This is a genomic window from Rhizobium sp. NZLR10 (assembly GCF_019685125.1).
GTDB lineage: Bacteria > Pseudomonadota > Alphaproteobacteria > Rhizobiales > Rhizobiaceae > Rhizobium.
This window is the reverse complement of the sequence record NZ_JABDWE010000001.1, coordinates 294,047-319,860: the sequence shown is the minus strand read 5'-3', so window position 1 is coordinate 319,860 and position 25,814 is coordinate 294,047. Positions and strand designations below refer to the sequence as shown.

The 25,814-nt window shown below is 61.4% G+C and carries 25 protein-coding genes and 1 pseudogene; 13 read left to right on the top strand and 13 right to left on the bottom strand.

Annotated features, from left to right (window positions below):
- Position 1: 1 nt before the first annotated feature.
- Together HJB82_RS01490 and HJB82_RS01485 are read right to left on the bottom strand one after the other, a co-directional pair.
- Positions 2–1,612 (bottom strand): carboxyl transferase domain-containing protein, encoded by a 1,611-nt coding sequence (locus tag HJB82_RS01490; RefSeq protein WP_221139436.1) that lies wholly within the window; start codon positions 1,610–1,612, stop codon positions 2–4.
- On the bottom strand, positions 1,609–2,754 hold the full coding sequence (locus tag HJB82_RS01485) for an isovaleryl-CoA dehydrogenase (protein ID WP_221114963.1): 1,146 nt from the start codon (positions 2,752–2,754) through the stop codon (positions 1,609–1,611). Before HJB82_RS01485 ends, HJB82_RS01490 begins: the two co-directional genes overlap by 4 nt.
- A 153-nt stretch (positions 2,755–2,907) precedes the next feature.
- Here HJB82_RS01485 and HJB82_RS01480 point away from each other — a divergent pair, with 153 nt between their 5' ends.
- The gene (locus HJB82_RS01480) at positions 2,908–3,168 is read left to right on the top strand and encodes a type II toxin-antitoxin system Phd/YefM family antitoxin (protein WP_207584895.1); all 261 of its coding nucleotides are present in this window, start codon (positions 2,908–2,910) and stop codon (positions 3,166–3,168) included.
- Complete coding sequence (locus tag HJB82_RS01475; RefSeq protein ID WP_221139435.1) at positions 3,158–3,577, top strand: hypothetical protein; 420 nt, start codon at positions 3,158–3,160, stop codon at positions 3,575–3,577. The genes HJB82_RS01480 and HJB82_RS01475 overlap by 11 nt, the downstream gene beginning before the upstream one ends.
- Before the next feature lies 1 nt (position 3,578).
- Here HJB82_RS01475 and HJB82_RS01470 read toward each other — a convergent pair whose 3' ends face one another.
- Complete coding sequence (locus HJB82_RS01470; RefSeq protein ID WP_221139434.1) at positions 3,579–4,586, bottom strand: AraC family transcriptional regulator; 1,008 nt, start codon at positions 4,584–4,586, stop codon at positions 3,579–3,581.
- A 133-nt stretch (positions 4,587–4,719) separates the two neighbouring features.
- On the opposite strand from HJB82_RS01470, the gene HJB82_RS01465 reads away from it, so the two are divergent.
- The 8 genes and pseudogenes from HJB82_RS01465 to HJB82_RS01430 form a co-directional block, all read left to right on the top strand.
- On the top strand, positions 4,720–5,487 hold the full coding sequence (locus tag HJB82_RS01465; protein WP_207584898.1) for an SDR family NAD(P)-dependent oxidoreductase: 768 nt from the start codon (positions 4,720–4,722) through the stop codon (positions 5,485–5,487).
- Between the two features lie 20 nt (positions 5,488–5,507).
- Positions 5,508–6,707 carry an acetyl-CoA C-acyltransferase gene (locus HJB82_RS01460; protein ID WP_221139433.1) on the top strand — a complete coding sequence of 400 codons (1,200 nt, stop codon included), beginning with the start codon at positions 5,508–5,510 and terminating at the stop codon, positions 6,705–6,707.
- 4 nt (positions 6,708–6,711) lie between these two features.
- Positions 6,712–7,839 (top strand): acyl-CoA dehydrogenase family protein, encoded by a 1,128-nt coding sequence (locus HJB82_RS01455; RefSeq protein WP_221114960.1) that lies wholly within the window; start codon positions 6,712–6,714, stop codon positions 7,837–7,839.
- Positions 7,840–7,902: 63 nt separating this feature from the next.
- On the top strand, positions 7,903–9,135 hold the full coding sequence (locus tag HJB82_RS01450; RefSeq protein ID WP_221131386.1) for a 3-methyl-2-oxobutanoate dehydrogenase (2-methylpropanoyl-transferring) subunit alpha: 1,233 nt from the start codon (positions 7,903–7,905) through the stop codon (positions 9,133–9,135).
- Position 9,136: 1 nt separating this feature from the next.
- Entirely contained in the window at positions 9,137–10,150 is a 1,014-nt protein-coding gene (locus HJB82_RS01445) for an alpha-ketoacid dehydrogenase subunit beta (protein ID WP_221139432.1), read from the top strand.
- A gap of 3 nt (positions 10,151–10,153) precedes the next feature.
- Positions 10,154–11,389, top strand: coding sequence for a dihydrolipoamide acetyltransferase family protein (locus HJB82_RS01440; RefSeq protein ID WP_221114957.1), 1,236 nt, complete (start codon positions 10,154–10,156; stop codon positions 11,387–11,389).
- Positions 11,390–11,392: 3 nt separating this feature from the next.
- Positions 11,393–12,790: a dihydrolipoyl dehydrogenase gene (gene lpdA / locus HJB82_RS01435; protein WP_221114956.1), complete on the top strand. Its 1,398-nt coding sequence runs from the start codon at positions 11,393–11,395 to the stop codon at positions 12,788–12,790.
- A gap of 44 nt (positions 12,791–12,834) precedes the next feature.
- Positions 12,835–13,050 (top strand): annotated as a pseudogene (locus HJB82_RS01430) (ATP-binding protein); the annotation flags it as partial.
- Here HJB82_RS01430 and HJB82_RS01425 read toward each other — a convergent pair.
- The 9 genes from HJB82_RS01425 to HJB82_RS01385 form a co-directional block, all read right to left on the bottom strand.
- Positions 12,997–13,758 (bottom strand): slipin family protein, encoded by a 762-nt coding sequence (locus HJB82_RS01425; protein WP_207584905.1) that lies wholly within the window; start codon positions 13,756–13,758, stop codon positions 12,997–12,999. The pseudogene HJB82_RS01430 and the gene HJB82_RS01425 overlap by 54 nt on opposite strands.
- A gap of 28 nt (positions 13,759–13,786) precedes the next feature.
- Positions 13,787–15,190 carry a nodulation protein NfeD gene (locus HJB82_RS01420; RefSeq protein WP_207585172.1) on the bottom strand — a complete coding sequence of 468 codons (1,404 nt, stop codon included), beginning with the start codon at positions 15,188–15,190 and terminating at the stop codon, positions 13,787–13,789.
- Between the two features lie 360 nt (positions 15,191–15,550).
- The gene (locus HJB82_RS01415) at positions 15,551–16,372 is read right to left on the bottom strand and encodes an Ig-like domain-containing protein (RefSeq protein ID WP_221139431.1); all 822 of its coding nucleotides are present in this window, start codon (positions 16,370–16,372) and stop codon (positions 15,551–15,553) included.
- A gap of 410 nt (positions 16,373–16,782) precedes the next feature.
- Positions 16,783–17,067 carry a MurR/RpiR family transcriptional regulator gene (locus tag HJB82_RS01410; RefSeq protein WP_221139430.1) on the bottom strand — a complete coding sequence of 95 codons (285 nt, stop codon included), beginning with the start codon at positions 17,065–17,067 and terminating at the stop codon, positions 16,783–16,785.
- 139 nt (positions 17,068–17,206) lie between these two features.
- Positions 17,207–18,199 carry an inositol 2-dehydrogenase gene (gene iolG / locus HJB82_RS01405; protein ID WP_221139429.1) on the bottom strand — a complete coding sequence of 331 codons (993 nt, stop codon included), beginning with the start codon at positions 18,197–18,199 and terminating at the stop codon, positions 17,207–17,209.
- 42 nt (positions 18,200–18,241) lie between these two features.
- Positions 18,242–19,045 (bottom strand): TIM barrel protein, encoded by an 804-nt coding sequence (locus tag HJB82_RS01400; protein ID WP_207584925.1) that lies wholly within the window; start codon positions 19,043–19,045, stop codon positions 18,242–18,244.
- 81 nt (positions 19,046–19,126) lie between these two features.
- Positions 19,127–19,921, bottom strand: a complete 795-nt coding sequence (locus tag HJB82_RS01395; RefSeq protein WP_207584926.1) for an ATP-binding cassette domain-containing protein — start codon at positions 19,919–19,921, stop codon at positions 19,127–19,129.
- A 2-nt stretch (positions 19,922–19,923) separates the two neighbouring features.
- Positions 19,924–21,045: an ABC transporter permease gene (locus HJB82_RS01390; RefSeq protein WP_221114948.1), complete on the bottom strand. Its 1,122-nt coding sequence runs from the start codon at positions 21,043–21,045 to the stop codon at positions 19,924–19,926.
- Positions 21,046–21,170: 125 nt separating this feature from the next.
- Positions 21,171–22,118, bottom strand: coding sequence for a sugar ABC transporter substrate-binding protein (locus HJB82_RS01385; protein WP_221114947.1), 948 nt, complete (start codon positions 22,116–22,118; stop codon positions 21,171–21,173).
- A 171-nt stretch (positions 22,119–22,289) separates the two neighbouring features.
- On the opposite strand from HJB82_RS01385, the gene HJB82_RS01380 reads away from it, so the two are divergent.
- Entirely contained in the window at positions 22,290–23,285 is a 996-nt protein-coding gene (locus HJB82_RS01380) for a LacI family DNA-binding transcriptional regulator (RefSeq protein WP_207585173.1), read from the top strand.
- A gap of 66 nt (positions 23,286–23,351) precedes the next feature.
- Here HJB82_RS01380 and HJB82_RS01375 read toward each other — a convergent pair whose 3' ends face one another.
- Positions 23,352–23,579: a LysR substrate-binding domain-containing protein gene (locus HJB82_RS01375; protein ID WP_409201822.1), complete on the bottom strand. Its 228-nt coding sequence runs from the start codon at positions 23,577–23,579 to the stop codon at positions 23,352–23,354.
- Positions 23,580–23,694: 115 nt separating this feature from the next.
- On the opposite strand from HJB82_RS01375, the gene HJB82_RS01370 reads away from it, so the two are divergent.
- Positions 23,695–24,768, top strand: a complete 1,074-nt coding sequence (locus tag HJB82_RS01370; protein ID WP_221139428.1) for a tartrate dehydrogenase — start codon at positions 23,695–23,697, stop codon at positions 24,766–24,768.
- A gap of 201 nt (positions 24,769–24,969) precedes the next feature.
- Positions 24,970–25,446: an Lrp/AsnC family transcriptional regulator gene (locus HJB82_RS01365; RefSeq protein WP_007634620.1), complete on the top strand. Its 477-nt coding sequence runs from the start codon at positions 24,970–24,972 to the stop codon at positions 25,444–25,446.
- Positions 25,447–25,814 lie beyond the last annotated feature (368 nt).

Here is a 25,814-nt window from a genome sequence, read left to right as displayed (position 1 = left end):
CTCACATCCGGAACAGGCCGAAGCGCGGCCCTTTCGGGATCGGCGCATTCAGGCAGGCGGAAAAGGCAAGGCCGAGGACATCGCGGGTCTGGCGCGGGTCGATGATGCCGTCGTCCCAGAGGCGGGCCGTCGCATAATAGGGATTGCCCTCGGCCTCGTAGGCGGCCCGGATCGGCGCCTTGAAGGCGGCCTCTTCTTCGTCCGGCCAGTCCTCTCCGCGCGCCTCCATCGCATCGCGGCGGATGGTGGCGAGCACCGAGGCTGCCTGTTCGCCGCCCATGACGCTGATGCGGCTGTTCGGCCAGGTGAAAAGGAAGCGCGGTCGATAGGCGCGGCCGCACATGCCGTAATTGCCGGCGCCGAAGCTGCCGCCGATGATGACGGTCACTTTCGGTACGGTCGCGGTTGCCACCGCCGTCACCAGCTTTGCCCCGTCCTTGGCGATGCCGCCGGCCTCGTATCGGCCGCCGACCATGAAGCCGGAGATATTTTGCAGGAAGAGCAACGGCACGCGGCGCTGGCAGGCGAGCTCGATGAAATGCGCGCCCTTCAGAGCGCTTTCGGAAAACAGCACGCCGTTATTGGCGATGATGGCGACCGGCATGCCCCAGATGCGGGCGAAGCCGCAGACCAGCGTGGTGCCGTAAAGCGGTTTGAACTCGTGCAGTTCCGAGCCGTCGACGATCCGGCCGATTACCTCGCGCACGTCATAGGGCGAGCGGACGTCGTCCGGAATGAGGCCGCAGAGATCTTCCGGACCGAGTTTCGGCCGCCGCGGCGGCGTGATGTCGATATCGATTGATTTCACACTGTTGAGGCTTGCTGTAATATCGCGCATCAGCAGCAGCGCATGTTCGTCGTTTTCGGCGACATGATCGACGACGCCGGAGCGGCGGCCGTGGGTCTCGGCGCCGCCGAGCTCTTCGGCCGAGATGATCTCGCCGGTGGCAGCTTTGACCAGCGGCGGGCCGGCGAGGAAGATCGTGCCTTGATTGCGAACGATGACCGTTTCGTCGGATATGGCCGGCACATAGGCGCCGCCGGCGGTGCAGCTTCCCATCACGCAGGCAATCTGCGGAATGCCTTCGGCCGACATCTGTGCCTGGTTGTAGAAGATCGCGCCGAAATGGTCGCGGTCGGGAAAGACCTCGGCCTGATGCGGAAGATTGGCGCCGCCGCTGTCGACCAGATAGAGGCAGGGCAATCGGTTCTGCATGGCGATCTCCTGCGCCCGCAGATGTTTCTTCACCGTCAGGGGGTAATAGGCGCCACCCTTCACCGTCGCGTCATTGGCGACAATCATCACCTCGCGGCCGGAAACGCGGCCGATGCCTGATATGATGCCGGCGCCCGGCGCTTCGTCGCCATACATGCCGTTGGCGGCCAGCGTGCCGATCTCCAGGAAAGGACTGCCGGCATCGATCAGCAGCTGGATGCGGTCGCGCGGCAGGAGCTTGCCCTTGCCGGTATGGCGCTCGCGCGCCGTTGGCGATCCGCCCTGGCGCGCTTTGACCGAACGCTCGTGGAGCTCGTCGATCAGGGCCTTGTTCTTGACGGTATTGGCCTTGAAGCTGTCGCTGTCGCGGTCGATCGCAGTCGAAATCACCGTCATGACGCAATGAGCTCCCGGCCGATCAGGTAGCGGCGAATCTCGTTGGTGCCGGCGCCGATGTCGTAGAGCTTGGCATCGCGCAAGAAGCGTTCGACCGGCCATTCCTTGGTATAGCCGGCGCCGCCGAGCGCCTGGATCGCCTCCAGCGAGACCTTGACGGCATTCTCACTGGCGAAAAGGATCGCGGCGGCAGCATCCGTGCGCGTCGCGCGGCCGGCATCGCAGGCGCGGGCGACGGCATAGACATAGGCGCGCGCCGAATTCAGCGCGACATACATATCGGCGATCTTTGCCTGCATCAGCTGGAAATCGCCGATCGGTTTGCCGAACTGCTTGCGATCGCGCACATAGGGCAGCACGACATCAAGGCAGGCCTGCATGATGCCGAGCGGGCCGCCGGCAAGCACGGCGCGTTCGTAATCGAGGCCGGACATCAGGATCTTCACGCCTTCCCCCTCCCGCCCCATCAGCGCCTCGGCCGGCACCTCGCAATCCTGAAAGACCAGCTCGGCCGTGTCGCTGCCGCGCATGCCGAGCTTGGAGAGCTTTTTCGAGACGCTGAAGCCAGGCAGGCCTTTTTCGATGATGAAGGCGGAAATGCCTTTCGGGCCGGCGGCCGGATCGGTCTTGGCATAGACGACAAGCACGTCGGCATGCGGCGCATTGGTGATCCAGAACTTGGTGCCGCTCAGGATGTAGCGGTCGCCCTTTTGGTCGGCCCGCAGCCGCATGGAGACGACATCGGAACCGGCGCCGGCCTCGGACATGGCAAGCGCGCCGACATGTTCGCCGGAGATCAGCTTCGGCAGATGGCGGCGTTTCTGCTCCGTCGAGGCCCAGCGGCGGATCTGATTGACGCAGAGATTGGAATGGGCGCCGTAACTCAAGCCGATGGAAGCGGAGGCGCGGGAAACCTCCTCCATGGCGACGACATGCTCGAGGTAACCGAGACCGGCCCCGCCGAATTCTTCCTCGACGGTGATCCCATGCAGGCCGAGCGCCCCCATCCGAGGCCAGAGCTGGCGCGGAAACGTATTGTTTTCGTCGATCTCCGCGGCCATCGGAGCAATATGATCGGCGGCAAACCGCGCCGTCGTTTCACGGATCGCGTCCGCGGTGTCGCCGAGCGAAAAATCAAACATGGCAGTCCTCCCGCTGAAATATGTAGCGCGGGTTGCGGAAGGTTCAAAGTGTCTCTGATTTGGATGCGGGTGACGGCCTCCGTATCGAAGTTGTGCCGTTTTCTTGAAAATATGGGAAATATGGAATATATGGAAACAAAGCCGGAGATTATCATGCGACAGTTCACGACAGGGGATCTCAACAAGCAGGTCGGCGACGTCACCGATGCTGCAAGCCGGGAGCCGATCGTTCTCACTCGACATAACAAGCCGCGTTTCGTGCTGATGAGCTATGAACATTACGAGCGCATGCGCAGCGGCAAGGACCCACGTCGTGCTCATCACCTCTCGGAGATGCCGGACGAACATGCCGAGTTATTCGGCGAGGCGATCGAGCGGCTGGCGAAGGGTGACGGTTACGACGATGAGCCATGAGTTTCGCCCCGGGGAAGTGATATACTATCCCTATCTCTGGGCATGGCAGCAGCAGCGGGGCGAGACCGAAGGGCGTAAACAACGACCAGTTTGTGTCGTTGTCGCAATCCGCAGCGCAGGCGATGGAAATACGCATCTTGTGCTTCTGGCAATCACAACGCAGCCGCCGCAGGCGGAGCGGATCGCCCTGGAAATTCCCGATATCGAATGCCGGCGTGCCGGTATTGGTGATCTCAAACAGAGTTGGATCGTCGTAGACGAATATAACTATGATATCGTCGAACACTCCTGGTACATCGAGCCGCATCAAGAGATTCTTGGTCGCTTCAGCAAATCCTTCGTGATGAAGATTGGCGCGACGTTCGCGAAAGCGCGAACCCAGTCGGATCGCGTCAAGCGGTTCGACTGACTTAGCTTCGATTTTCCGCTTCTTCCCGCCGGAAAGCCTCGGGGCTCTTGCCCATCCATTTCCGGAAAGCCCGGAAGAAGGCGCTGGGTTCGGAATAACCAAGCTGCACGGCAATCTCACCGATGGTGTTCGATGTGCTCAGCAGAAGGTCGACGGCGAGGTCGCGGCGGATGTCGTCCTTGATGGCGGCATAGCTTTGCCCCTCATCGTGCAGGCGGTGGCGAAGCGTGGAGGGCGGCATGCGCATATCGGCGGCAAGCTTGGCGAAGCTCGACCAGGCATTGGGCGTTGCCAGGTTCAAGCGCCGGCGGACGGCGGCGGCGATGCCGGCATCGTAACGATAACGCACCAGAATATTGGCGGGCGCGCCGCGCAGGAACTGTTTCAGCGCCTGCTCGCTGCGTGAAATCGGCAGGTCGAGCAGGGCGCTGTCGAAGCCGAGCCGGCTGATGGCTTGAGAAAACCGCACCGGTGCTCCGAAGAAGAGCTGGTAGTCGGCGCCTTGGCGGGGCTCGGCGCAGCGGAAATCGACAAGGCGGATCGGGACGCGCCGGCCGACCAGCCAGCAAATGATGCCGTGCAGGATGATCCAGTAGGTGCGGTAGGCGAAGGCCGAACGCGGCGCGCCGGCATCGCTGAGCTCGACCTCAGCCATGCCGTCGCGGACGACGAGCCGTCCCCGGGGATCGTCGAGCACGACATCGAGGAAGCGCAGCGCCCGGCGGAGCGCGTGACCGAGTGTCGGCGCATGCAGCACGCAATGGCAAAGCAGGGTGAAGCTGCCGCTGCGCATCGGGCGAGCGCCCATGCCGAAGAATTCGTCGTCGAGCTCGGCGGCGATCGCCAGCCAGAGCGCGCCATAGGTCTCCGCCGAAACCGGCTGGTCGATGCCAGGCGGCAGGCTGACGCGGGCAAGGATCGGCGCCGTCGGCTTGCCCAACCGCCGCAGGCTGTCGAGCGCTTCCTCCACGAAACCCGGCGCGATCATGCGTCGCTCGATCTCGGCCATATCAATCCCCACTATGGCAAAACTGGCCGAGATAATGGAGCAGTTCTGTCATCGCTTGCAATAGGTGGAGCGAATAGAATCGCGGCTGCCGGTTGTGCCTGGAGGACGGCGCGGCGGCGGGAGGAATAGGTTCATGCTAATCGCAGGTGCAGGTTTCATCGTGACCGGCGGCGGCTCGGGGCTCGGCGCGGCAACGGTGCGCGCGCTGGTCGAGGCGGGCGGGCGCGTGACGATTGCCGATCTCAATCCGCAGGCGGGCGAGGAAATTACCCGCGAGTTCGGGCGCGATGTCCGCTTCGTCGAGGCGGATGTGACCGATGGCGAGGCGGGAAAAGCAGTGGTTGCCGCGGCGGTCGAGGCCTTCGGCGGCCTGCGCGGCCTGGTGAATTGCGCCGGCGTGGCACCGGCCGAAAAGGTGATCGGCCGCGACGGGCCCCACCGGCTGGAGAGTTTTGCCCGCACCATCGGCATCAATCTCATCGGCACCTTCAACATGATCCGGCTTGCCGCTGCTGCGATCCAGAATGCGGAGCCGGATGCGGAAAGCGAACGCGGCGTCATCGTCAATACGGCCTCGGTTGCCGCCTTTGACGGGCAGATCGGCCAGGCGGCCTATGCCGCCTCCAAGGGCGGCGTGGCGGCGATGACCTTGCCGGTCGCCCGCGAGCTTGCCCGTTACGGCATTCGCGTCGTTTCGATCGCGCCCGGGATTTTCGAGACGCCGATGATGGCTGATATGCCGGCCGAGGTTCAGGCCGCACTCGGCAAGAGCGTGCCCTTTCCGCCGCGGCTCGGCCGGCCGGCGGAATTTGCCGGGCTGGTGCGCCATGTCTTTGAAAACAACATGCTGAACGGCGAGGTCATCCGCCTCGACGGCGCATTGCGAATGGGTGCGCGGTGAGCGGCGCCCGAGGAGGAAAGATGGCATTGCAGGACCCCATCGTCATCGTCGGGGCGGCGCGCACCCCGATCGGCAGTTTTCAGGGAGAGCTGAAGGAGGCGACAGCACCCGAACTCGGAGCAGTGGCGATCCTCGCAGCGCTTGAGCGCAGCCGCGTCGAGGCCGAGGCGATCGAGGAGGTCATCTTCGGCTGCGTGCTGTCGGCCGGGCAGGGGCAGGCGCCCGCCCGCCAGGCGGCCGTCCATGCCGGCCTGCCGTTTGCGACAGCGGCCAGCACCGTCAACAAGATGTGCGGTTCGGGCATGAAGGCGGTGATGATGGCGCATGACCTGATCGCCGCCGGCAGTGCTTCGGTGGCGGTCGCAGGCGGCATGGAAAGCATGACGAATGCGCCCTATCTCCTTGACAGGGCCCGTGCCGGCTACAGGCTTGGCCATGGGCGTGTCGTGGATCACATGTTCCTCGACGGGCTGGAGGATGCTTATGACAAGGGGCGCTTGATGGGCAGCTTTGCGGAGGATTGCGCCGAGGCCTATCAGTTTACGCGCGAGGCGCAGGACAACTACGCCATCGCCTCTCTGACGCGGGCGCAGAAGGCGATTGCCGAGCGCTGTTTCGAAAGCGAGATCGTGGCGGTCACGGTGAAATCGGGCAAAGCCGAGCAGGTGGCGAGCCGCGACGAACAGCCCGGCAAGGCCAGGCTCGACAAGATCCCGACGCTGAAGCCCGCCTTTCGCGAAGGTGGCACGGTGACCGCCGCCAATTCCAGCTCGATCTCCGATGGCGCCGCGGCCCTCGTGTTGATGCGCCGCTCCGAGGCGGAGCATCGCGGCCTCCAACCGCTCGCCACCATTCTCGGCCATGCCACGCATTCGCAGGCGCCCAATCTATTCGCCACTGCGCCGATCGGCGCGCTGCAGAAACTGTCCGACCGCACCGGCGTGGCGCTCTCGGACGTCGATCTCTTCGAAATCAACGAGGCTTTCGCCGTCGTCGCGATGGCGGCGATGCGCGATCTCGACCTGCCGCATGAAAAAGTGAATGTGCATGGAGGCGCCTGCGCCCTCGGTCATCCGATCGGCGCGTCGGGAGCCCGGATTCTGGTGACGCTGCTTTCGGCATTGGAGCGCTACGACCTGAAGTGCGGCATGGCCGCGCTCTGCATCGGCGGCGGCGAGGCGACGGCCGTCGCCATCGAGCGGCACGAGGCGAGAGGTTGAACAGATGATTCTTTCCGATCTTCAGCAGCAGATCTCAGATCTCGCCCGCGATTTTGCCCGCGACCGGCTGGCGCCGGGGGCGGCCAAGCGTGACCGGGAGCATCTCTTCCCGCGCGAGGAACTGAAGGAGATGGGTGAACTCGGGCTGCTCGGCATGCTGGTTCCGGAGGCCTATGGCGGCTCGGATACCGGTGTGGTCGCCTATGCCGCCGCCCTTGAGGAGATTGCCGCCGGCGACGGGCCGTGTTCGACGATCATGAGCGTGCACAGCTCCGTCGGTTGCGTGCCGATCCTGAAGTTCGGCACCGAGGAGCAGCGGCAGCGCTTCCTGCCGAAACTGGCAAGCGGCGAATGGATCGGCGGCTTTGCGCTCACCGAGCCGCAGGCGGGGTCCGATGCCTCAAACCTGAAGACCCGGGCGCGGCGTGACGGCGACGACTACGTGCTCGATGGCGCCAAGCAATTCATCACCTCGGGAAAGAACGGCAATGTCATCATCGTCTTTGCCGTCACCGATCCTGATGCCGGCAAGAAAGGCATCACCGCCTTCATCGTGCCGACGGATACGCCAGGCTACGAGGTGATCCGCGTCGAGGATAAGCTTGGCCTGCATTCCACCGATACCTGCCAGATCGCTTTCAACGGCATGCGCATTCCTGTCGAGTTGAGGCTCGGCGCAGAAGGCGAAGGCTACCGCATCGCGCTCGCCAATCTTGAAGGCGGGCGGATCGGCATTGCGGCGCAGGCGGTCGGCATGGCGCGGGCGGCGTTCGAGGCGGCGCGCGACTACGCCGGAGAGCGCACCGCCTTCGGCAAGCCGATCGTCGAGCACCAGGCGGTTGCCTTCCGCCTGGCCGATATGGCGGTGCGGATCGAGGCCGGCCGGCAGCTCACCTTTCACGCCGCCTGCCTGAGGGAAGCCGGGCTGCCCTGCCTGTCGGAAGCCTCGATGGCGAAGCTTTTTGCCTCCGAGATGGCCGAGCGCGTCTGCTCCGACGCGATCCAGATCCATGGAGGTTATGGCTACATGGCCGATTACCCGGTCGAGCGCATCTATCGCGATGTGCGCATCTGCCAGATCTATGAAGGAACGAGCGACGTGCAGCGCATGGTGATCGCCCGCAATCTGTAACAATATATCCGGCCCTGCTTCCGGGGAGGGATGCATGGCCGGCAAAGGGAGGAATAAAAAAACATGGTGGATTCCGCTCGTTTGAGCCTGCACGTCCCCGAACCCGCCGTCCGCCCGGGCGGCCAGCCCGATTTTTCCAACGTCAAGATCGCCAAGGCTGGTGCCGTGCCGCGGCCGGAGGTGGACGTCGCTTCGGAAGACATCCGCGAGCTCGCCTATTCGATCATCCGCGTGCTGAACCGCGACGGCGAGGCGGTTGGCCCCTGGGCAGGCTCGCTCTCCGACGAGGAACTGCTGACCGGGCTTCGCAACATGATGAAGCTGCGTGCCTTCGACACTCGCATGCTGATGGCGCAGCGCCAGGGCAAGACCTCCTTCTACATGCAGCATCTCGGCGAAGAAGCCGTCAGCTGCGCCTTCCGCAAGGCGCTCATCAAGGGAGACATGAATTTCCCGACCTATCGCCAGGCGGGCCTGCTGATTTCAGACGACTATCCGATGGTCGAGATGATGAACCAGATCTACTCGAACGAGAGCGATCCGCTTCGCGGCCGGCAGCTGCCGATCATGTACTCCTCCAAGGAACACGGCTTCTTCACCATCTCCGGCAATCTCGCCACCCAATATGTGCAGGCCGTGGGATGGGCGATGGCCTCGGCGATCAAGAATGACAGCCGCATTGCCGCGGCATGGATCGGCGACGGCTCGACGGCGGAATCGGACTTTCATTCGGCGCTCGTCTTCGCCTCGACCTACAAGGCGCCCGTCATTCTCAACATCGTCAACAATCAATGGGCGATCTCCACCTTTCAAGGCATCGCCCGTGGCGGTTCCGGCACTTTCGCCGCCCGCGGCCTCGGCTTCGGCATTCCGGCGCTGCGCGTCGACGGAAACGACTATCTCGCCGTCCATGCCGTCGCCCGCTGGGCGGCCGAACGCGCCCGGCGCAATCTCGGCCCGACGCTGATCGAATATGTCACCTACCGCGTCGGCGCGCATTCGACCTCCGACGATCCGAGCGCCTATCGGCCGAAGACGGAATCGGAGGCCTGGCCGCTCGGCGATCCCGTGCTGCGGCTGAAGAAACATCTGATCGTCAAGGGCGCGTGGTCGGAGGAGCGGCATGTGCAGGCGGAGGCTGAAATTGCCGACGAGGTGATCGAGGCACAGCGTCAGGCGGAAGCGCATGGCACGCTGCATGCCGGCGGCAGGCCTTCGGTGCGCGACATTTTCGAGGGCGTCTATGCCGAGATGCCGCCGCATATCCGCCGCCAGCGGCAGAAGGCGGGGTACTGACATGGCCAGGATGACGATGATCGAGGCGGTGCGCAGCGCCATGGACGTCTCGATGGCGCGCGACGACGATGTCGTGGTGTTCGGCGAGGATGTCGGCTATTTCGGCGGGGTCTTCCGCAGCACGCAAGGTCTGCAGGCAAAATACGGCAGGACGCGCTGCTTCGATACGCCGATCAGCGAATCCGGCATTGTCGGCACGGCGATCGGCATGGCCGCCTACGGGCTGAAGCCCTGTGTCGAAATCCAGTTCGCCGATTACATGTATCCGGCCTATGACCAGCTGACGCAGGAGGCGGCGCGCATCCGCTACCGTTCCAACGGCGATTTCACCTGCCCGATCGTCGTGCGTATGCCGACCGGCGGCGGCATCTTCGGCGGCCAGACACACAGCCAGAGCCCGGAAGCGCTATTTACCCATGTCTGCGGGCTGAAAGTGATCGTTCCCTCCAATCCCTATGACGCCAAGGGCCTGCTGATCGCGGCGATCGAGGATCCCGACCCCGTCATGTTCCTGGAGCCGAAGCGGCTCTATAACGGCCCCTTCGACGGCCATCACGAGCGGCCGGTGACGCCGTGGTCGAAACATGCGCTGGGAGAGGTGCCCGACGGCCATTACACCATCCCGATCGGCAAGGCCGAAGTGCGGCGCGCCGGGTCTGCGGTGACCGTGGTTGCCTATGGCACGATGGTGCATGTGGCGCTTGCCGCGGCAGACGATGCCGGCATCGATGCCGAGGTGATCGATCTCAGGAGCCTGCTGCCGCTCGATCTCGATACGATCGTCAAATCGGTCACCAAGACGGGCCGTTGCGTCGTCGTGCATGAGGCAACGCTGACCTCCGGCTTTGGCGCCGAGGTTGCGGCACTGGTACAGGAACATTGCTTCTATCATCTCGAAGCGCCGGTGGTGCGCGTCGCCGGCTGGGACACGCCCTATCCGCATGCGCAGGAATGGGACTATTTCCCCGGTCCCGCCCGGGTCGGGCGGGCACTTGCCGAAGTCATGGAGGCCTGAGCCATGGGCGAATTCATCATCAAGATGCCCGATGTCGGGGAAGGGGTGGCCGAGGCCGAGCTGGTGGAATGGCATGTGAAGGCGGGAGATCCGGTCCGCGAGGATATGGTGATCGCCGCCGTCATGACCGACAAGGCCACCGTGGAAATTCCTTCTCCCGTCAACGGCACCGTCATCTGGCTTGCCGGCGAGGTCGGAGACCGGATCGCGGTCAAGGCGCCGCTGGTGCGGATCGAGACGGCGGGCGATGTCGGCGACGGCGACGCCCAGCCCGTGCGGATCTCGCAGACGCCACCTGCCGAAACGGCCAAGGTCGAGATTGCAAAGCCCACTCCGGCAGCGCCGGCCTCTGCGCCAGCGCCGGTTGAAAAGCCGCTTGCCGCGCCCTCCGTGCGGCTGTTTGCCAGGGAAAAGGGGGTGGATCTCAGACAGGTGCAGGGAAGCGGACCGGCCGGCCGCATCCTGCGCGAGGATATCGAGCAATTCCTGACCCTGGGCGCCGCTCCGGCAACGGCAAGGAACGGTTCTGCCAGGAAGACGGCGACCGAGCAGATCAAGCTGACCGGCCTGCGCCGCCGCATCGCCGAAAAAATGGTGCTGTCCACCTCGCGCATCCCCCACATCACCTATGTGGAGGAAGTGGATATGACCGCGCTCGAGGAGTTGCGCGCCACCATGAACGGCGACCGCAGGCCGGATCATCCGAAGCTGACGGTTCTGCCCTTCCTGATGCGGGCGCTGGTCAAGGCCATTTCCGGGCAGCCCGACGTCAACGCCACCTTCGACGACGATGCCGGCATCATCACGCGTCATAGCGCCGTGCATATCGGCATCGCCACGCAGACGCCGGCCGGTCTGACCGTGCCGGTGGTGCGGCATGCGGAAGCGCGCGGCATCTGGGATTGCGCGGCGGAAATGAACCGGCTGGCGGAAGCGGCGCGATCGGGGACGGCGACCCGCGATGAGCTTTTGGGCTCGACCATCACCATCAGCTCGCTGGGCGCTCTCGGCGGCATCGTCTCGACGCCGGTGATCAATCATCCCGAAGTGGCGATCATCGGCGTCAACAAGATCGCCACACGGCCGGTATGGGACGGCGCGCAGTTCGTACCGCGCAAGATGATGAACCTCTCCTCCAGCTTCGATCATCGCATCATCGACGGCTGGGATGCGGCAACCTTCGTGCAGCGCATCCGTACGCTGCTCGAATCGCCCGCGCTCATTTTCATCGAAGGCTGAGCCATGAAAGAAATCGTCTGCAAGCTCCTCGTCATCGGCGCCGGCCCTGGCGGTTATGTCTGCGCCATCCGCGCCGGCCAGCTCGGCGTCGATACGGTCATCGTCGAGGCCGGCAAGCCGGGCGGCACCTGCCTGACGGTCGGCTGCATTCCCTCCAAGGCGTTAATTCATGCGGCCGAGGAATTCGACGCGACGCAAAAGATGCTTGTCGGCAAGAACCCGATGGGCATCCGCGTCGAAGGCGCCTCGATCGATCTTTTGAGGACGATCGCCTGGAAGGACGGCATCGTCGGCCGGCTTACAGGCGGCGTCTCGGGGCTATTACAGAAGGCGCGGGTCAAGATCGTCCATGGCCGGGCCCACTTCCGCGACGGCAAGACGGTGGAGGTGGAGACGGAGACCGGCCAGCAGATCATCCGCGCCGAGACCGTGGTGATTGCCACCGGTTCCGATCCGGTGGAGCTTGCCAACCTGCCGTTCGACGGCCGCGTGATCTCCTCGACGGAGGCGCTGTCGCTGACGGAGCTGCCGAAAAAACTTGTCGTCGTCGGCGGCGGTTATATCGGGCTGGAGCTTGGCACGGCCTTTTCCAAGATGGGATCGGAGGTGACGGTGGTCGAGGCAACGCCACAGGTGCTGCCATTATATGATGCCGAGCTGGTGCGGCCCGTCATGCGCAAGCTGACCGAAAGCGGCGTCCGGGTGTTGACAGGTGCGAAGGCGATCGGCCTTGCCGATAATGGCGAGACATTGATCGTCGAAACATCCGATGGCCGGCGAGAGAGCCTGCCGGCGGACCGCATCCTCGTTACCGTCGGCCGCCGCCCGAGGACGGCAGGCTCCGGTCTCGAAGAGCTCGATCTCGATCGCGCCGGCCCTTATCTCAGGATCGACGATCGCTGCCGCACCTCCATGCGCGGCATCTATGCGATCGGCGACGTCACCGGCGAGCCGATGCTGGCCCATCGGGCGATGGCGCAAGGCGAGATGGTAGCCGAGATCATCGCCGGCAAGAAGCGGGCCTGGGACAAGCGCTGCATTCCCGCCATCTGCTTTACCGATCCGGAGATTGTCAGCGCCGGCCTCTCGCCGGCGGAGGCGCAGGCGCAGGGCTATCAAATCCGCACCGGCCAGTTTCCGTTCAGCGCCAACGGACGGGCGATGACCATGCTGTCGGAGGAGGGCTTCGTGCGCGTCGTCGCCCGCGCCGACACCAATCTCGTTCTCGGCCTGCAGGCTGTGGGAGCAGGGGTCTCCGAACTCTCGGCGGCCTTTGCGCTGGCGATCGAAATGGGTGCGCGCCTGGAAGATATTGCCGGCACCATCCACGCCCATCCGACCCGCAGTGAAGCAGTCATGGAGGCGGCGCTGAAAGCTTTGGGAAGCGCTTTGCACATCTGAGCCGAGCTGACCAAGACCACGGGGTGGCGGTGTTCCGCCGGACCTACCAGCTTCTCATCATCGATGAGTTGGGCTTCGTGCCGCTCTCCAAGACCGGTGCGCTACTCGATCGTATCACCCACCACGTCAACATCCTCGAGATGAATGGCGACAGCTATCGTCTCGCGCAAAGTCGCGCCCGACGGAGCACCGCCAGAGCCGTTCGATCACTTCGGCTTAATGGCCATCAGATTGCCGAACTCCATCGGGAAGGGGAATAAAATCGTCGAAGTCTTCTCGCTGGCGATGACGTTCAAAGTGCTCAAGTAACGAAGTTGCATCGCCTCCGGCTGCCTGGCCAAAATTTCGGCCGCTTCTAGTAGCTTCGCTGCAGCTTGCTGTTCGCCCTCGGCATTAATGATCTTTGCGCGGCGTTCGCGTTCGGCTTCCGCTTGGCGAGCAATTGCACGAACCATCGACTCGTTGATATCCACATGTTTGATCTCGACAGTGGCTACTTTAATTCCCCAAGCATCCGTCTGAGTGTCAAGGATTTCCTGAATATCCGAGTTGAGCCTGTCACGTTCTGCCAGCATCTCATCGAGGTCGTGCTTGCCGAGCACGGAGCGCAACGTCGTCTGGGCAAGCTGGCTTGTTGCCATCATGAAATCCTCGACCTGGATGGTCGACTTCTCGGGGTCAATAACCCTGAAATAGATCACCGCGCTGACACGAACCGAGACATTGTCATGTGAGATGACGTCCTGGCTAGGGACATCGAGTACGCGCGTGCGCAAGTCGACCCGCATCATCTGCTGGACATAGGGGATGAGCAGAATCAAGCCGGGTCCCTTGACTCCGGTAAAGCGGCCAAGTGTGAACACGACGCCGCGTTCGTATTCCCTCAGGATTTTAACCGCGGATGCGAGGATGGCGACCAAAATGACGATGGCCACCAAATAGAAGGCAAGATCTGCAAACATATCCATGACTTCTCCTCCTGCTTGCTGAGTGCCGTTAAGTGTCCTTAGGACGGCTGGCGACCTCGAGAGCCAGCCCATTGCGGCCGGTCACGCTGACAGGGTCACCGGCAACAAGTGGTTCGGCGGAAACCGCCTTCCAGCGTTCGCCATGTGCGATGACATACCCCGTGAGCCCCATCCAGCTCTCAACTTTACCGGAAATGCCAATCATCTGCTCTGCACCGGTGGCAACCCGGCGCAAGCGCGAGGTGAACGCCAGGCGAGCAACGACAAGGCTAAAAGCAAGAGCAGCAAATGCAATTGCGCCCAGTAGGGCGCGCGACACTTCCAGGCCGGGTATATCGGTATCAAACAAAATGGTTGCTCCCAGGATCACGGCCAACCCGCCGCCAATGCCGAAAGCGCCGAAGCTTGGCGAATGCGCCTCAGCCACAGTCAATCCCACGCCGAGGAAAATAAGCCCAAGGCCGGCAAAACTCACCGGCAGCAATGCCAGGGCATAGAGACCAAGGAGGAGGCAGATGCCGCCGATCGTGCCAGGAAGCATTGTCCCAGGTGCGAGAAATTCGAAGATCAGGCCATAGATCCCGACCATCATCAGGATGATTGCGATGTTCGGATCGGTAATGACGGAAAGCAGGCGCGTGCGCCAGTCGGGCTCGAATTCCTGCACGACTAAACCGGAGGTATCGAGCCGGGCGTCCGTTTGACCGACCCGCACCACCTGCCCTTGTGCCTTTGCAAGGAGATCGTTGACATCAACTGCCGTGAAATCGATGGCATGTTCGCGCACTGCCGCAGTGGATGAAAGGCTCGCAGCTTCGCGCACGGCACGCTCTGCCCAGTCGGCGTTGCGATTGCGCAATTCCGCAAGCCCGCGAATGTAAGCGACTGCGTCGTTAACGGCTTTTGCTTCGCTGGCATTGCCCGGAGCTTCTGCCTGCTTGTCACTAGGTTCGCCCGGCTTCTTTTCGGGTTCCGCATCACCGCCGAAAGGCTTTACGCTGAGCGCGATTGGTGTCGCCGCACCTAGATTGGTCCCAGGCGCCATTGCCGCAATGTGGCTTGCGTAGAGAATATAGGTGCCGGCGCTGGCAGCCCGTGCCCCGCTCGGTGCGACGAAGCCCGCGACAGGCACTGGTGAGGCAAGGATCGCGCGAATGATTTCCCGCATGGAGGTGTCAAGACCACCTGGTGTGTCCATTTGCAGAATGACCAAGACCGCTCCACGTTCGCCAGCACGCTGAATGCCTCGTATCACGTAGTCAGCTATCGCAGGCCCAATGGCGCCGTTCACCTTGAGGACGACAGCAACGCGGCTGGACGCCGACGGTGCGACGAAGCCCAAGGCTGAGAACAGCAAAAACAACAAAGTGAAGATTGGCGGTTGCCATCGCCAACACCTTAATCCGCGCGTGACAATCTGCGGAACGTACATAATATTTAATATATGTCGGAAATTACAAAGAAAAAGAAGAGGTGTCTCAGGATTTCCGAACAAGCGAAGAACGCCAACCTCAAGGCTTCGCTTGCACGGTTAGTTTAACTGAATGGTACGTACAAAAGGCATTCACACAACGCTGCTACCCGCTATTCCGCGCAAGGATCGCCAGATACTCGGAGCACACCGTGTCGACCAGTCCAAGCAATATCCGACCCGCAGCGAAGCGGTCATGGAGGCGGCGCTGAAAGCGTTCGGGAACGCCCTGTATGTTTGACTAGGAGCAGGCGATGATGAGTGGTTGCCAAGCGCACGCCAGTTGGTGCGGATCGCGCAAAGCCGCCTTTCTGTCAATGGTCAGACCAGGACGGTGAAGTTGTCAAATGCGAGTTGCGGAAAGCCGGTAGGCTCTACGTCAGGCTGAATATCGAAGCGGACGAAGTCGACTGCTCCGAGGGCCTCCAATGAGATATGCTGGCCGTCGGCAATCGTGTCTCCATAGACCGTAACAGCCATCTCGCTCACCTTGTTGCCGCCGATATAACCCTCAAAGGTCACGAGGGCATCGACCCCTTCGTAACCAGGGTCGAAATTGGTTGCTACGTCGACGCCCTCTATCGTGAAGAGCTTGCCGTCAGCGTGATTGAAAAAGGGATTGTAGGGATTGCTGACGACGTACTCGTTGCCGTTGGCTTCGGCGACCTCCCAGAGATTGCCGTCAAGTTTGTCGCCAAATTTGAAGCCTGCATAGCCCGAGGCGATATCAGGCTGCCCGGGATATTCCCTAGGGGCGTTTTCGAAATCGATAGCGTACATCCCTTGCGGCGGGGCGTTGACGGCGATGTGGAGATTGCTGACGTCAGTACCGCCATTTCCATCGGAGGTCTTGAATGAAAAATTCTCCGAAAATACGCCACCAGGCTCGACGCTTGCCGGGTCGTTGACGTTGTAAGCATAGCTGCCGTTGCTCCAAATCGTCAGCGTTCCGTGCTCGCCCGCTACCGTAAGATATCCGGGCTCACCGGCTTTGCTGGGGATTCTCATGCCGTTGACGAACTGAACTTGAAGCAGATCGCCATCTGCGTCCGAAGCGCTTTCGAGCAGGTTGCCTTCGACGGCTTCCGTTGGGGAGTAGTCGTGGATCGACACGCTGGGCACGGTTGGTTTGTGATTTGCCATGGCTCGCCTCCCTGAAGATGAGCGTGGAAAGGATGTCGGGCAGCGACCCGAACGCCCCAAATAAACTTTCTACTCCACTTTGAGTCAAGCAACAAACTACACGCTGCAAGGGAATTGGTGCGCGGCCCGTCGCTGCGACTGCAAACTTGCAGCGATTAAGAAGGGACGCGCAACCGGAGGGAGGGAACCTTTGTCAAAGCCGATTAGCGGCGCGACACCCCAATTGACCAGCCCACCTTCCTACAAAGAAAGTGGCGTAAGGGTTATTATGGAACAAAAATATGCCGTTTGATTACAATCACATACCGTCGTCACCCATCTCAGCGTCCCACTCTTTTGAAGTTGCCGTTGTGCATGCCGATCGCTCTCAGCTCCGCAACGAACAGCGATTGGTGACTTCTATCTCCTAGTCACCTGTGAGTGATGGCAGCCTTCCGAACATGATTTCTCATCATCGACCGCAATTCGGCGAATGTCTGCAATCCACAGTGCTGCGCCAGGCGCAACACCGTTGTTTGAGATACCTCGCAAATGCGCGCGATTTCTGCAGCGCTTTCGAAAGCAACCATCTCCGGTCGTCCAATGACTTGTCTGGCAACCTGCTCCAGTCGATCGGGAAAGACAATCTGACGCCTCGCGATCAGAGATTTCAGCTCCTCCAATGTCTGAGGAGGACCAACGTTAGCCTGCTTCATTGGCTTCTGCCTCCTGAAGGTCGCTATCTAGGATCTGCCGGTCATGCGTAGCATCCGACGATCTGCAAAGGTTAGCCGGTGCGTCGGGTGCGAACCGATAACGCGTGAAGCACTATTGGTTCGCACCCGTTCCCTTCCATCAATCGACCGTCACCGGTTTGCCGGTCTGCCAGCTTTTGGTTGCGGCTTCCGCGAGTTTCTGAGCTTGCAATCCGTCAAACCCGCTCGGCCGCGGCGACCGATGGCCATTGTCGATTGCGTCGATGAAGGCATTGATCTCGTTGGCGTAGGCCTGCGCGTAGCGCTCAAGGAAGAAATATTGGACGGGATCGCCGCTGACACCGCTTGCGTTGGAAAGCTCCACACTGGTTGCCTGGATATTCCGCGCCGCAAGCATGCCGGCAGCGCCATGGACTTCGATGCGTTGATCGTAGCCATAGGTTGCCCGGCGCGAATTGGTGATGACAGCGATACGACCCGACGCCGTCTGCATCTGCACGGCGGCAGTATCCACATCACCTTCGGCCCCGATCGCCTTGTCGACGAGAGACGATCCAAGCGCGTTTACCACGACGAATTCCTCGCCCATGAGGAAGCGGGCCATATCGAAGTCGTGGATCATCATGTCGCGGAACAAGCCGCCGGAGGATTTGACGTATTCGGCTGGCGGCGGGGCGGGATCACGGCTGGTGATGGTGACGATTTCGATGTCGCCGACATCGCCGCGACGCAGCCGCGCCTCCACACTGGCAAAATTGGGATCGAAGCGGCGATTGAAGCCGATCATCAGCGTGGAATTGTTCTTCTCGACAACGTCGAGGCAGGCATTGATGCGTTCGACCGACAAGGATACCGGCTTTTCGCAGAGGATCGCCTTGCCGGCCTTCGAGGCCGCCTCGATGAGATCGGCATGACTGGGCGTCGGCGTTGCTATGAGGATCGCATCCACCGCTGGAGACTTGATGATATCCTCCGCTTCAGCGACCTCGGCGCCCGTCTGGGCAGCAAGCGCCTCTGCCGTGGCCCTGAAAGCATCGGCCACATAAACGAGCTTTGCCTTCGGGTTCGCCGCGATGGTGGCGGCATGTACCTTGCCTATCCGGCCGGCGCCGATCACTCCAAACCTGATCATCGATATTTCTCCGTTATCTGTAAGCGTTAACTGTCGGATCGTTCAAACCGTGAAGGCATCGCGGAAGCGGTCGAGCGCCGCCTCATCGTCGCCGGACGCCCAGGCCTCCATGCCGATGGCGCCGCGATAGCCCATGTCCTTGAGCGTGCGTGCGATCATCTTATAATTGACCTCGCCAGTCCCTGGCTCGCAGCGGCCGGGCACATCGGCCACCTGGATTTCGCCGATCCAAGGCAGGCATTTGCGGCAAAGCTCGATCAGGTTTCCCTCGCCAATCTGGGCATGGTAGAGATCGAGATTAAGGCGGAGCCGCGGATGATTGACGCTCGAGACAAGCGCCAGCGTGTCTTCGGCGCGCCCGAATGGCACGCCCGGATGATCGACCGGCAGGTTGAGGTTCTCGAGCGTGAAGGTGACGCCTTCTTCTTCGGCCATGTCGACGACACGGCAGAGGGTGTCGCGCGCCTTCAACCACATGGCGCCGGTCACGACTTCGACCGGCTGGACCGGCAGGCCTCCATCTCCCAGACCTGTGCCGTGCAGATTGAGCCTTTGCACGCCGAGCCGCTTACCGATCTGCGCCGTTTCGCGTGCCGTCTTGAGAAGTTCGGCGGCACCTTCGTCGTCGGTCAGACGGCCGGAGAGATAGCCGTTCATAATTGTGAAAGTCGCGCCGGTTGCTTCCAACTTGCTCAGATCGTGATCCGGCCAATTCCATAGACCAACGCCAAAGCCCATTTCCTTAAGGCGGGAGGCCCGCCACTCGATCGCCTTGTCGCGCCAGAGCATTTCCGCGCAGGCGGCGAGTGTAAACGTTGGCAGGTCATCTCGTGATCGATCGTTCATGATCGTGTTCCATCGTTATTGCGTGAATGAGAGGCGATTGCTTTTTTGCAACGGTCGAACCGCTTGTGGTGTGACCGCGGTCTAGATCGTACCGCCGAGTTCCTCGGACAACTGCTGCAGCTCCTTGCCACCGGCCATCAGGTTCTGGAGTTCGTCCATGGCGATGTCCGCCTTTGCGTATGTGCCAAGCGTTTGACCGCGGTTGAGGATGGTGAAACGGTCGGCCACCGCATAGGCGTGGCGGACATTGTGGGTAATGAAGATAACGCCCAATCCTTTCTGCCGGACCTGATGGATGTATTTCAACACCATTGAGGTCTGAGCCACACCGAGCGCCGAGGTCGGTTCGTCCAGGATGAGGATCTTGGCGCCGAAATAGACGGCTCGTGCGATGGCCACGCACTGGCGTTCACCGCCGGAAAGCGTGCCGACGGCCTGGTTGGGATCGCGGATATCGATGCCGATCTTGCGCATTTCCTCGCGCGTGACATCATTGCAGTGATCGAAGTCGATGTGGCGGAATGGGAAGACGCCTCTACGAGGTTCCCGCCCCATGAAGAAATTGCGGGTGATCGACATCAGGGGGATCATCGCAAGATCCTGGTAGACGGTCGCGATCCCGGCATCGAGTGCATCCCTGGGGCTTCTGAAATCGACCGGCTTTCCCTCCACCCGGAACTCGCCGCCACTCGGGCGGACAACGCCGGATAGCGTCTTGATCAGCGTGGATTTGCCCGCGCCATTGTCTCCCAGAAGACAAAGCACCTCCCCGGCTGAGACCTGCATTGACACGCCGTTCAATGCGATCACCGAACCGTAGTGCTTGACGATATCGGCCACTTCGATGACCGGAGTTCGGATGTTGACGTCAACCATGATCAGCGCTCCCCAGTAACCTTGCGGCGAATGAAATTGTTGAAGAGCACGGCCAGCAACAGCATTGAGCCCAGGAACACCTGAAACCAGTCGGAGTCGAACTTGGTATAGGTCAGACCGATCGAAACCGAGCCGAAGATAATCGCACCGAAGAAGGCGCCGATCGCCGAGCCGTAGCCGCCGGTGAGCAAACACCCGCCGATAACGGCTGCGATGATGGCTTCGAATTCCTTCTGAAATCCGCGCCTGGCGTCGGTGGAACCAGCATCGAGTACGGTGATGATCGCAACGAGTGCCGCCGCACATGCCGTCAGCGCAAAGAGGCCGGTTTTAACCCTGTGGACCGGGACACCCGAGTTCCTCGCCGCATTGGGATCGCCGCCGGCCGCAAAGACCCAGTTGCCGGTGCGCGTACGCAATAAGACCCAGGTCGCCAGCAGGGCAAGGGCTGCGAACCACAAGACGGAAACCGGAACGCCCGTGACCTTCGGCACGCCATTGGGGAACTTGTCGATCAGATCATGATCCGCGAGCCATAGGAAGGCGCCCTTCAGGGCTTCGCCGGAGAAAATTCCAAGCAGCGGGCTGTCTTTGACATGGTCGCTGATGCCGCGGAGCTGTGTCGAGCCACCGGTTGCCCATTTCAGGCCGACGAGCGTCAGACCGCGGAGAATAAAGAGGAACGCCAGCGTCACGATAAAGGATGGCAGACGCGTATGGATCACGATCTGTCCGTTGATCGCGCCCATGAAGGCGGCGAAAAGCATCGTCATCACGATGGCGACCGACAATGGCTGACCGAAGTTGGTCAGGATGACACCAAAGACCAGTCCAGCGAACGCGACCATAGAACCGATCGAGAGATCGAACTCGCCGCCGATCATTAGAAGTGCGGCCGCGATGGCGAGGATCCCCAATTGGGAAGCCGGCGCCATGATCGTCATTACGCCCGAAAGCGAAAACATTGTGGGGTCTGCGGTGAGAAAGAAAAATACGATGACGAGCACCAGGCCGGCCACGGCTCCAAGCTCGGGCCGACGCATCAGTTGCGTCAGAAAGCCCACCTGCTTGATACGCTCATCGGCTTTCGGCGCGACCGCCGCTTTCTGCTCAAGCGAAGCCATGATTCCTCCCTGTGAATGTAATTTAGCGCTTCATCTGCGCTGCCTCGCAGCGCGTTCCATCAAACCAAAGCCCCTCCCCGATAACGGGGAGGAACTTCGGGGAGGATGCCTTTCGGCAATCTCGGTCAGCGGATCCCCTTAGCGGAAAGATCGACTACCTGAGCGGCCTTTTCTTTGGTGATCAGGTTCGGACCGGAGGGGACGTTGCCACCTGGGATGAGCCCGTATTTGGCGTAATTGGCCAGAAACACGACAGGCATATAACCCTGAAGGAATTGCTGCTGATCGATCGCGAAAGCGGCCTTGCCGTCTGCCACCGCCTTCAGAAAATCAGCCGAAAGGTCGAAGGTTGCCACCTTGATCTTGCCGGTCATGCCGACATCTTCGACGGCTGCCAAGGCCGGCTCACCAGCTGTGCTGGCGCCGAGCGCCATAACGGTATCGACGGTCGAGTTGGAACTCAGCGCTGCCTTGACCTTCGCCCGAACATCGGCCGGATCGTTGCTGACAGGAAGCACCGTGACTTTGCCGCCGAAACCATCGGCAAAGCCCTTGCAACGCAGATCGAGCGAAACATTGCCGACTTCCTGGTTCACGCACAGGCCTTCCTTGCCGCCGAGATCGTGGAGCTTTGCGCCGGCGGCTTTGCCGGCGGTATATTCGTCCTGACCGACATGCAGAAGCGCTCCCAACTCTTTCGAAACATCGGAGCCGGAATTGATTGAGATGACCGGGATCCCGGCAGCGACGGCTTTCTTAATGGAAGGACCGAGCGCCGAGGCGTCTGGAATGGAGACGATCAGCCCATCGGGTTTCTGATTGACGGCAGCATCGATAAGCTGCGCCATCGACACCATGTCGAAAGTTTCCGGAGCACGATATTCGACACTGGCACCCATGTCCTTGGCCGCCGCGCTCACGCCGTTCTTGACGACGGACCAGAATGGGTCGTTGGCCTGACCGTGAGTGACGGCAACGATGCGAATGTCGGCGGCAGTGGCAAGTGCCGAAGACCCGATGATCGCGGCCGCAAAGGCGGCGCCTGCGAAAAGTGATTTCAGACCAAATTTCATTTTACCCTCCCAAAACGATCCACCGGGTGGATCTTCCCAATGCTACCGGTTGCAACTCCATTTGCACCCGGTAGCAAGCGGAGCAAAATTACTTTATCCTCGACAAAAATCAAGCATCCATTCCATTTTTATTTTTTTGTGGAATATTCATTCCAATCAAGGAGGCGGCAAATGCGCAAGCGGGCGACAGCAAAAGAGGTGGCGGAAGCCGCTGGCGTATCGAAATGGACGGTCATCCGCGCCTTCACTTCCGGTGCGTCGATTACAGATGCCAGCCGACAGAAAGTGCTTCGGGCGGCAGAGGCTCTGAATTACTCACCCAACCTGCTTGCCCGCAGCCTTGCGACGAACATCACGCATCAGGTCGCCGTCTTCGTCGACGACTTCGCCAACCCACATAAGCTCCCCGTTCTGGAGATGCTGACCGAGCGTTTGCAGGCGGAGGGTCTGCTGACCGTCCTGATCAATATCAATCGCCATTTCGATCACATTCATGCGTTGATCAACGCCGATCAGCGCCAGTTCGACGCCGTCATTCTGTTCGGAACCGCCTTTCGTGAGGAAACGCTGGGTAGTCAACGGCTTGGCCCCGGTTTTCCGCCGATGTTCGTCCTTGCGCGCGATAGCCAAATCCCCGGCGTTCCCGCCGTCGCCTGCAATGCCGAACTCGCTCTCGGCGAAATTGTGAATTACCTGTTCGAGAGGGGGTATCGCCGTCCGGGCTTCATGACGGGAGGACAGACCCTGTCGACCGCGCTCGGCCGACGACATCACTATTTGAAATTCTGGCAGCGGAAGGGCGTCGAAGGCGTCGTCGAGCTGACTGCAGAGCGCTACAGCGCCGAGGCCGGGGCTAAGGTGGCGCGCGCCTATCTGAACGCCACCTCCCCCTCCTCGCGCATCGATGTGCTGATGTGCGAGAACGACATTCTGGCGCTCGGAGCAATGGATGTGGTCCGCAGCGAATTCGCGCTTCGCGTTCCACATGACCTGGCGATCGTCGGCTTCGACAATATCGAGCTCAGCGCCGCTCCCGCTTATCAACTGACGTCTTACGAGCAGCCTGCCGATGAGATGATTGACACCATGGTCGCAATGATCACGGGCAAGCGCGAAGCCGAAACGATTATTCTGCCTGGGCGTCTTGTGCCGAGATCATCGGCGTGAATTGCCCGCTAGCCCGCGAGCCTTTTTAACGGCAGTCGGCGATGGCGCGATCGCGAATGAACATGCTCAGGCCGATGCCGAATATCTTTCGCGGTTGCGCCTCAGGAGATCGAGCAGAGCATCACTCTCCGGATCACCGGCTGCCTTCATCCATGCCACCGCCAGCGGCAGTTTCGGCGTCGGTCGCCCGGCTTCCTCTTGCACCGGCAAAAAGCGAACCCCGGCAGAGGCAAGAGAGGATGTCCATCGTGGGACGACGGCGAGACCGAGGCCGCCCGCAACCATGCTGACGATGGTTTGCTTTTCATCGGCGACCTGGGTGATATCACGGTGCAGGCCGGCTGCCGCAAACAGGAGCGCGCAGGCCTCAGCGGATAAGACCTGCGGAAGATGTTACGGGAGAAAATCGATGCGTGAATACTCAATCGCAGCCATCCCCGCCGACGGGATCGGACCTGAGGTCATTGCTGCCGGGTGCACGGTGCTTGCAAGTCTGGAAAAACGTCTCGGCGACGTGAGGTTCGCCATCGAAAATTTCGACTGGGGTTCCGACTACTACAAGAAGCACGGCGTGATGATGCCGTCCGACGGACTTGAGCGGCTGAAGAAATTCGACGCGATCTATTTCGGTGCCGTCGGCGCGTTGGATGTTCCCGACCACATCACCCTCTGGGGGCTCAGACTGCCGATCTGCCAGGGCTTCGACCAATATGCCAATGTCCGGCCGACCAAGATCCTTCCGGGCATTACCCCTCCGCTGCGCAACTGCGGTGTGGGCGATCTTGACTGGGTGATTGTCCGCGAGAATTCCGAAGGCGAATACTCCGGCCATGGCGGCCGCGCCCATCGCGGCCTGCCCGAGGAAGTCGGGACCGAGGTCGCCATCTTCACGCGCGTCGGCGTCACCCGCATCATGCGCTACGCCTTCAAACTGGCGCAGGCGCGGCCGCGCAAGTTGCTGACGGTCGTGACCAAATCGAATGCCCAGCGCCACGGCATGGTCATGTGGGACGAGATCGCCGCCGAGGTGGCTGCAGAGTTCCCTGACGTCACCTGGGACAAGATGCTGGTCGACGCCATGACGGTGCGGATGACGCTGAAGCCGCAGAGCCTCGACACGATCGTCGCGACCAACCTGCATGCCGACATCCTCTCCGACCTCGCCGGTGCGCTGGCCGGCAGTATCGGTGTCGCCCCCACCGCGAATATCGATCCGCAGCGGCGTTTTCCCTCGATGTTCGAACCGATCCATGGCTCGGCCTTCGACATCACCGGCAAGGGCATCGCCAACCCTATCGCGAGCTTCTGGACCGCCGCGCAGATGCTCGACCATCTCGGCGAGCAGGAGGCCGCGGCTCGTCTCATGCGCGCCGTCGAAGCGGTCACCGGCGCGGGCATCCTCACCCCCGACCTCGGCGGCACCGCCACGACCAAAGAGGTCACGGAGGCCGTCTGCGACGCGATCCATTCCTCCAATATCTAGAACACGGCCGCGGGGTGTCACACATCGTTGCGTCTCCGGTCAGGGGCAGCATAAAATGCTGTCTTAGGCCAAGCCGCATCCCGTTCGTCCCTCCCCGAGCCCCCGAAACGCGATCGACTCGAACCTCCAATGTGTTAGTGTTGGGAAAGTGGCGGCACAATATGCTGCGGCGTTAGCAGGTTCGACAGGCGGAGTGGAGCGATGAAACTCGACCGGATCGATATAAAAATTCTGCATGAATTGCAGAAGAATGGCCGCGTCACCAATGTCGAGCTCGCCGAGCTCGTCAACCTGTCGCCGAGCCCCTGCCTGATGCGGGTGAAGAAGCTGCAGTCGGAAGGATATATCGAGGGCTACTCCGCACAGATCAATGTCGCCAAGCTCGGACAGACGTTGACCGTTTTCACCGAGATCACCCTGAAGAACCACCGGCAGATCGATTTCGCCCGGTTTTTGACGACGGTCGAGAAGATCGACCAGGTGATCGAATGTCATCTGGTCTCCGGCGGCTACGATTATCTGTTGAAATTCGTGACGGCCGGGATCGGCGAGTACCAGACGATCATGGAGCGGCTCTCCGACATGGAGATCGGCATCGACAAGTATTTCAGCTTCGTCGTTCTGAAATCGCCGATCGTCAAGGCGCACATGCCATTGACGAGCCTATTTCCGCTCTAGAGCCTTTCCTGGTCAGCTTGAAGCATTCTGCCGGAGCAGGTTTTCGACAGGGCAGAGGCGATTGGCGACGGGCATACCCTTTGGTACGTCCGAGCCGATCGCCTCTGATCCTGGCGGAAAGATGCCCGGCCCTTCGGGTTGGCTGAAACGGGCCGCCTGCTCGACCGGCCGGCTTGGCCGTAGAGCTGAGCTACGACGCGCGCCGGCCGGTCGAGCATCCGACTCCGTTTGAGCCAACAGAATGATTCAATCTGACCAGGAAAGGCTCTAGTTTGGTGGTCGACCCCGTCAAGGGTGCGCGGCCGCGGGGGTGACAAGGGCCGGATGCTCACATGGCATCGGCCTTTGCCATATGTTTCGTTTTATCG

Coding starts and splice junctions, on each gene's coding strand:
- HJB82_RS01450 (WP_221131386.1), top strand. CDS start 7,903: ATGGTGGATTCCGCTCGTTTGAGCCTGCACGTCCCCGAACCCGCCGTC.
- lpdA (WP_221114956.1), top strand. CDS start 11,393: ATGAAAGAAATCGTCTGCAAGCTCCTCGTCATCGGCGCCGGCCCTGGC.
- HJB82_RS01485 (WP_221114963.1), bottom strand. CDS start 2,754: ATGTTTGATTTTTCGCTCGGCGACACCGCGGACGCGATCCGTGAAACG.
- HJB82_RS01365 (WP_007634620.1), top strand. CDS start 24,970: ATGAAACTCGACCGGATCGATATAAAAATTCTGCATGAATTGCAGAAG.
- HJB82_RS01385 (WP_221114947.1), bottom strand. CDS start 22,118: ATGAAATTTGGTCTGAAATCACTTTTCGCAGGCGCCGCCTTTGCGGCC.
- HJB82_RS01410 (WP_221139430.1), bottom strand. CDS start 17,067: ATGAAGCAGGCTAACGTTGGTCCTCCTCAGACATTGGAGGAGCTGAAA.
- HJB82_RS01460 (WP_221139433.1), top strand. CDS start 5,508: ATGGCATTGCAGGACCCCATCGTCATCGTCGGGGCGGCGCGCACCCCG.
- HJB82_RS01415 (WP_221139431.1), bottom strand. CDS start 16,372: ATGGCAAATCACAAACCAACCGTGCCCAGCGTGTCGATCCACGACTAC.
- HJB82_RS01440 (WP_221114957.1), top strand. CDS start 10,154: ATGGGCGAATTCATCATCAAGATGCCCGATGTCGGGGAAGGGGTGGCC.
- HJB82_RS01420 (WP_207585172.1), bottom strand. CDS start 15,190: ATGTACGTTCCGCAGATTGTCACGCGCGGATTAAGGTGTTGGCGATGG.
- HJB82_RS01490 (WP_221139436.1), bottom strand. CDS start 1,612: ATGACGGTGATTTCGACTGCGATCGACCGCGACAGCGACAGCTTCAAG.
- HJB82_RS01445 (WP_221139432.1), top strand. CDS start 9,137: ATGGCCAGGATGACGATGATCGAGGCGGTGCGCAGCGCCATGGACGTC.
- HJB82_RS01470 (WP_221139434.1), bottom strand. CDS start 4,586: ATGGCCGAGATCGAGCGACGCATGATCGCGCCGGGTTTCGTGGAGGAA.
- iolG (WP_221139429.1), bottom strand. CDS start 18,199: ATGATCAGGTTTGGAGTGATCGGCGCCGGCCGGATAGGCAAGGTACAT.
- HJB82_RS01380 (WP_207585173.1), top strand. CDS start 22,290: ATGCGCAAGCGGGCGACAGCAAAAGAGGTGGCGGAAGCCGCTGGCGTA.
- HJB82_RS01480 (WP_207584895.1), top strand. CDS start 2,908: ATGCGACAGTTCACGACAGGGGATCTCAACAAGCAGGTCGGCGACGTC.
- HJB82_RS01370 (WP_221139428.1), top strand. CDS start 23,695: ATGCGTGAATACTCAATCGCAGCCATCCCCGCCGACGGGATCGGACCT.
- HJB82_RS01390 (WP_221114948.1), bottom strand. CDS start 21,045: ATGGCTTCGCTTGAGCAGAAAGCGGCGGTCGCGCCGAAAGCCGATGAG.
- HJB82_RS01425 (WP_207584905.1), bottom strand. CDS start 13,758: ATGGATATGTTTGCAGATCTTGCCTTCTATTTGGTGGCCATCGTCATT.
- HJB82_RS01400 (WP_207584925.1), bottom strand. CDS start 19,045: ATGAACGATCGATCACGAGATGACCTGCCAACGTTTACACTCGCCGCC.
- HJB82_RS01465 (WP_207584898.1), top strand. CDS start 4,720: ATGCTAATCGCAGGTGCAGGTTTCATCGTGACCGGCGGCGGCTCGGGG.
- HJB82_RS01455 (WP_221114960.1), top strand. CDS start 6,712: ATGATTCTTTCCGATCTTCAGCAGCAGATCTCAGATCTCGCCCGCGAT.
- HJB82_RS01475 (WP_221139435.1), top strand. CDS start 3,158: ATGAGCCATGAGTTTCGCCCCGGGGAAGTGATATACTATCCCTATCTC.
- HJB82_RS01395 (WP_207584926.1), bottom strand. CDS start 19,921: ATGGTTGACGTCAACATCCGAACTCCGGTCATCGAAGTGGCCGATATC.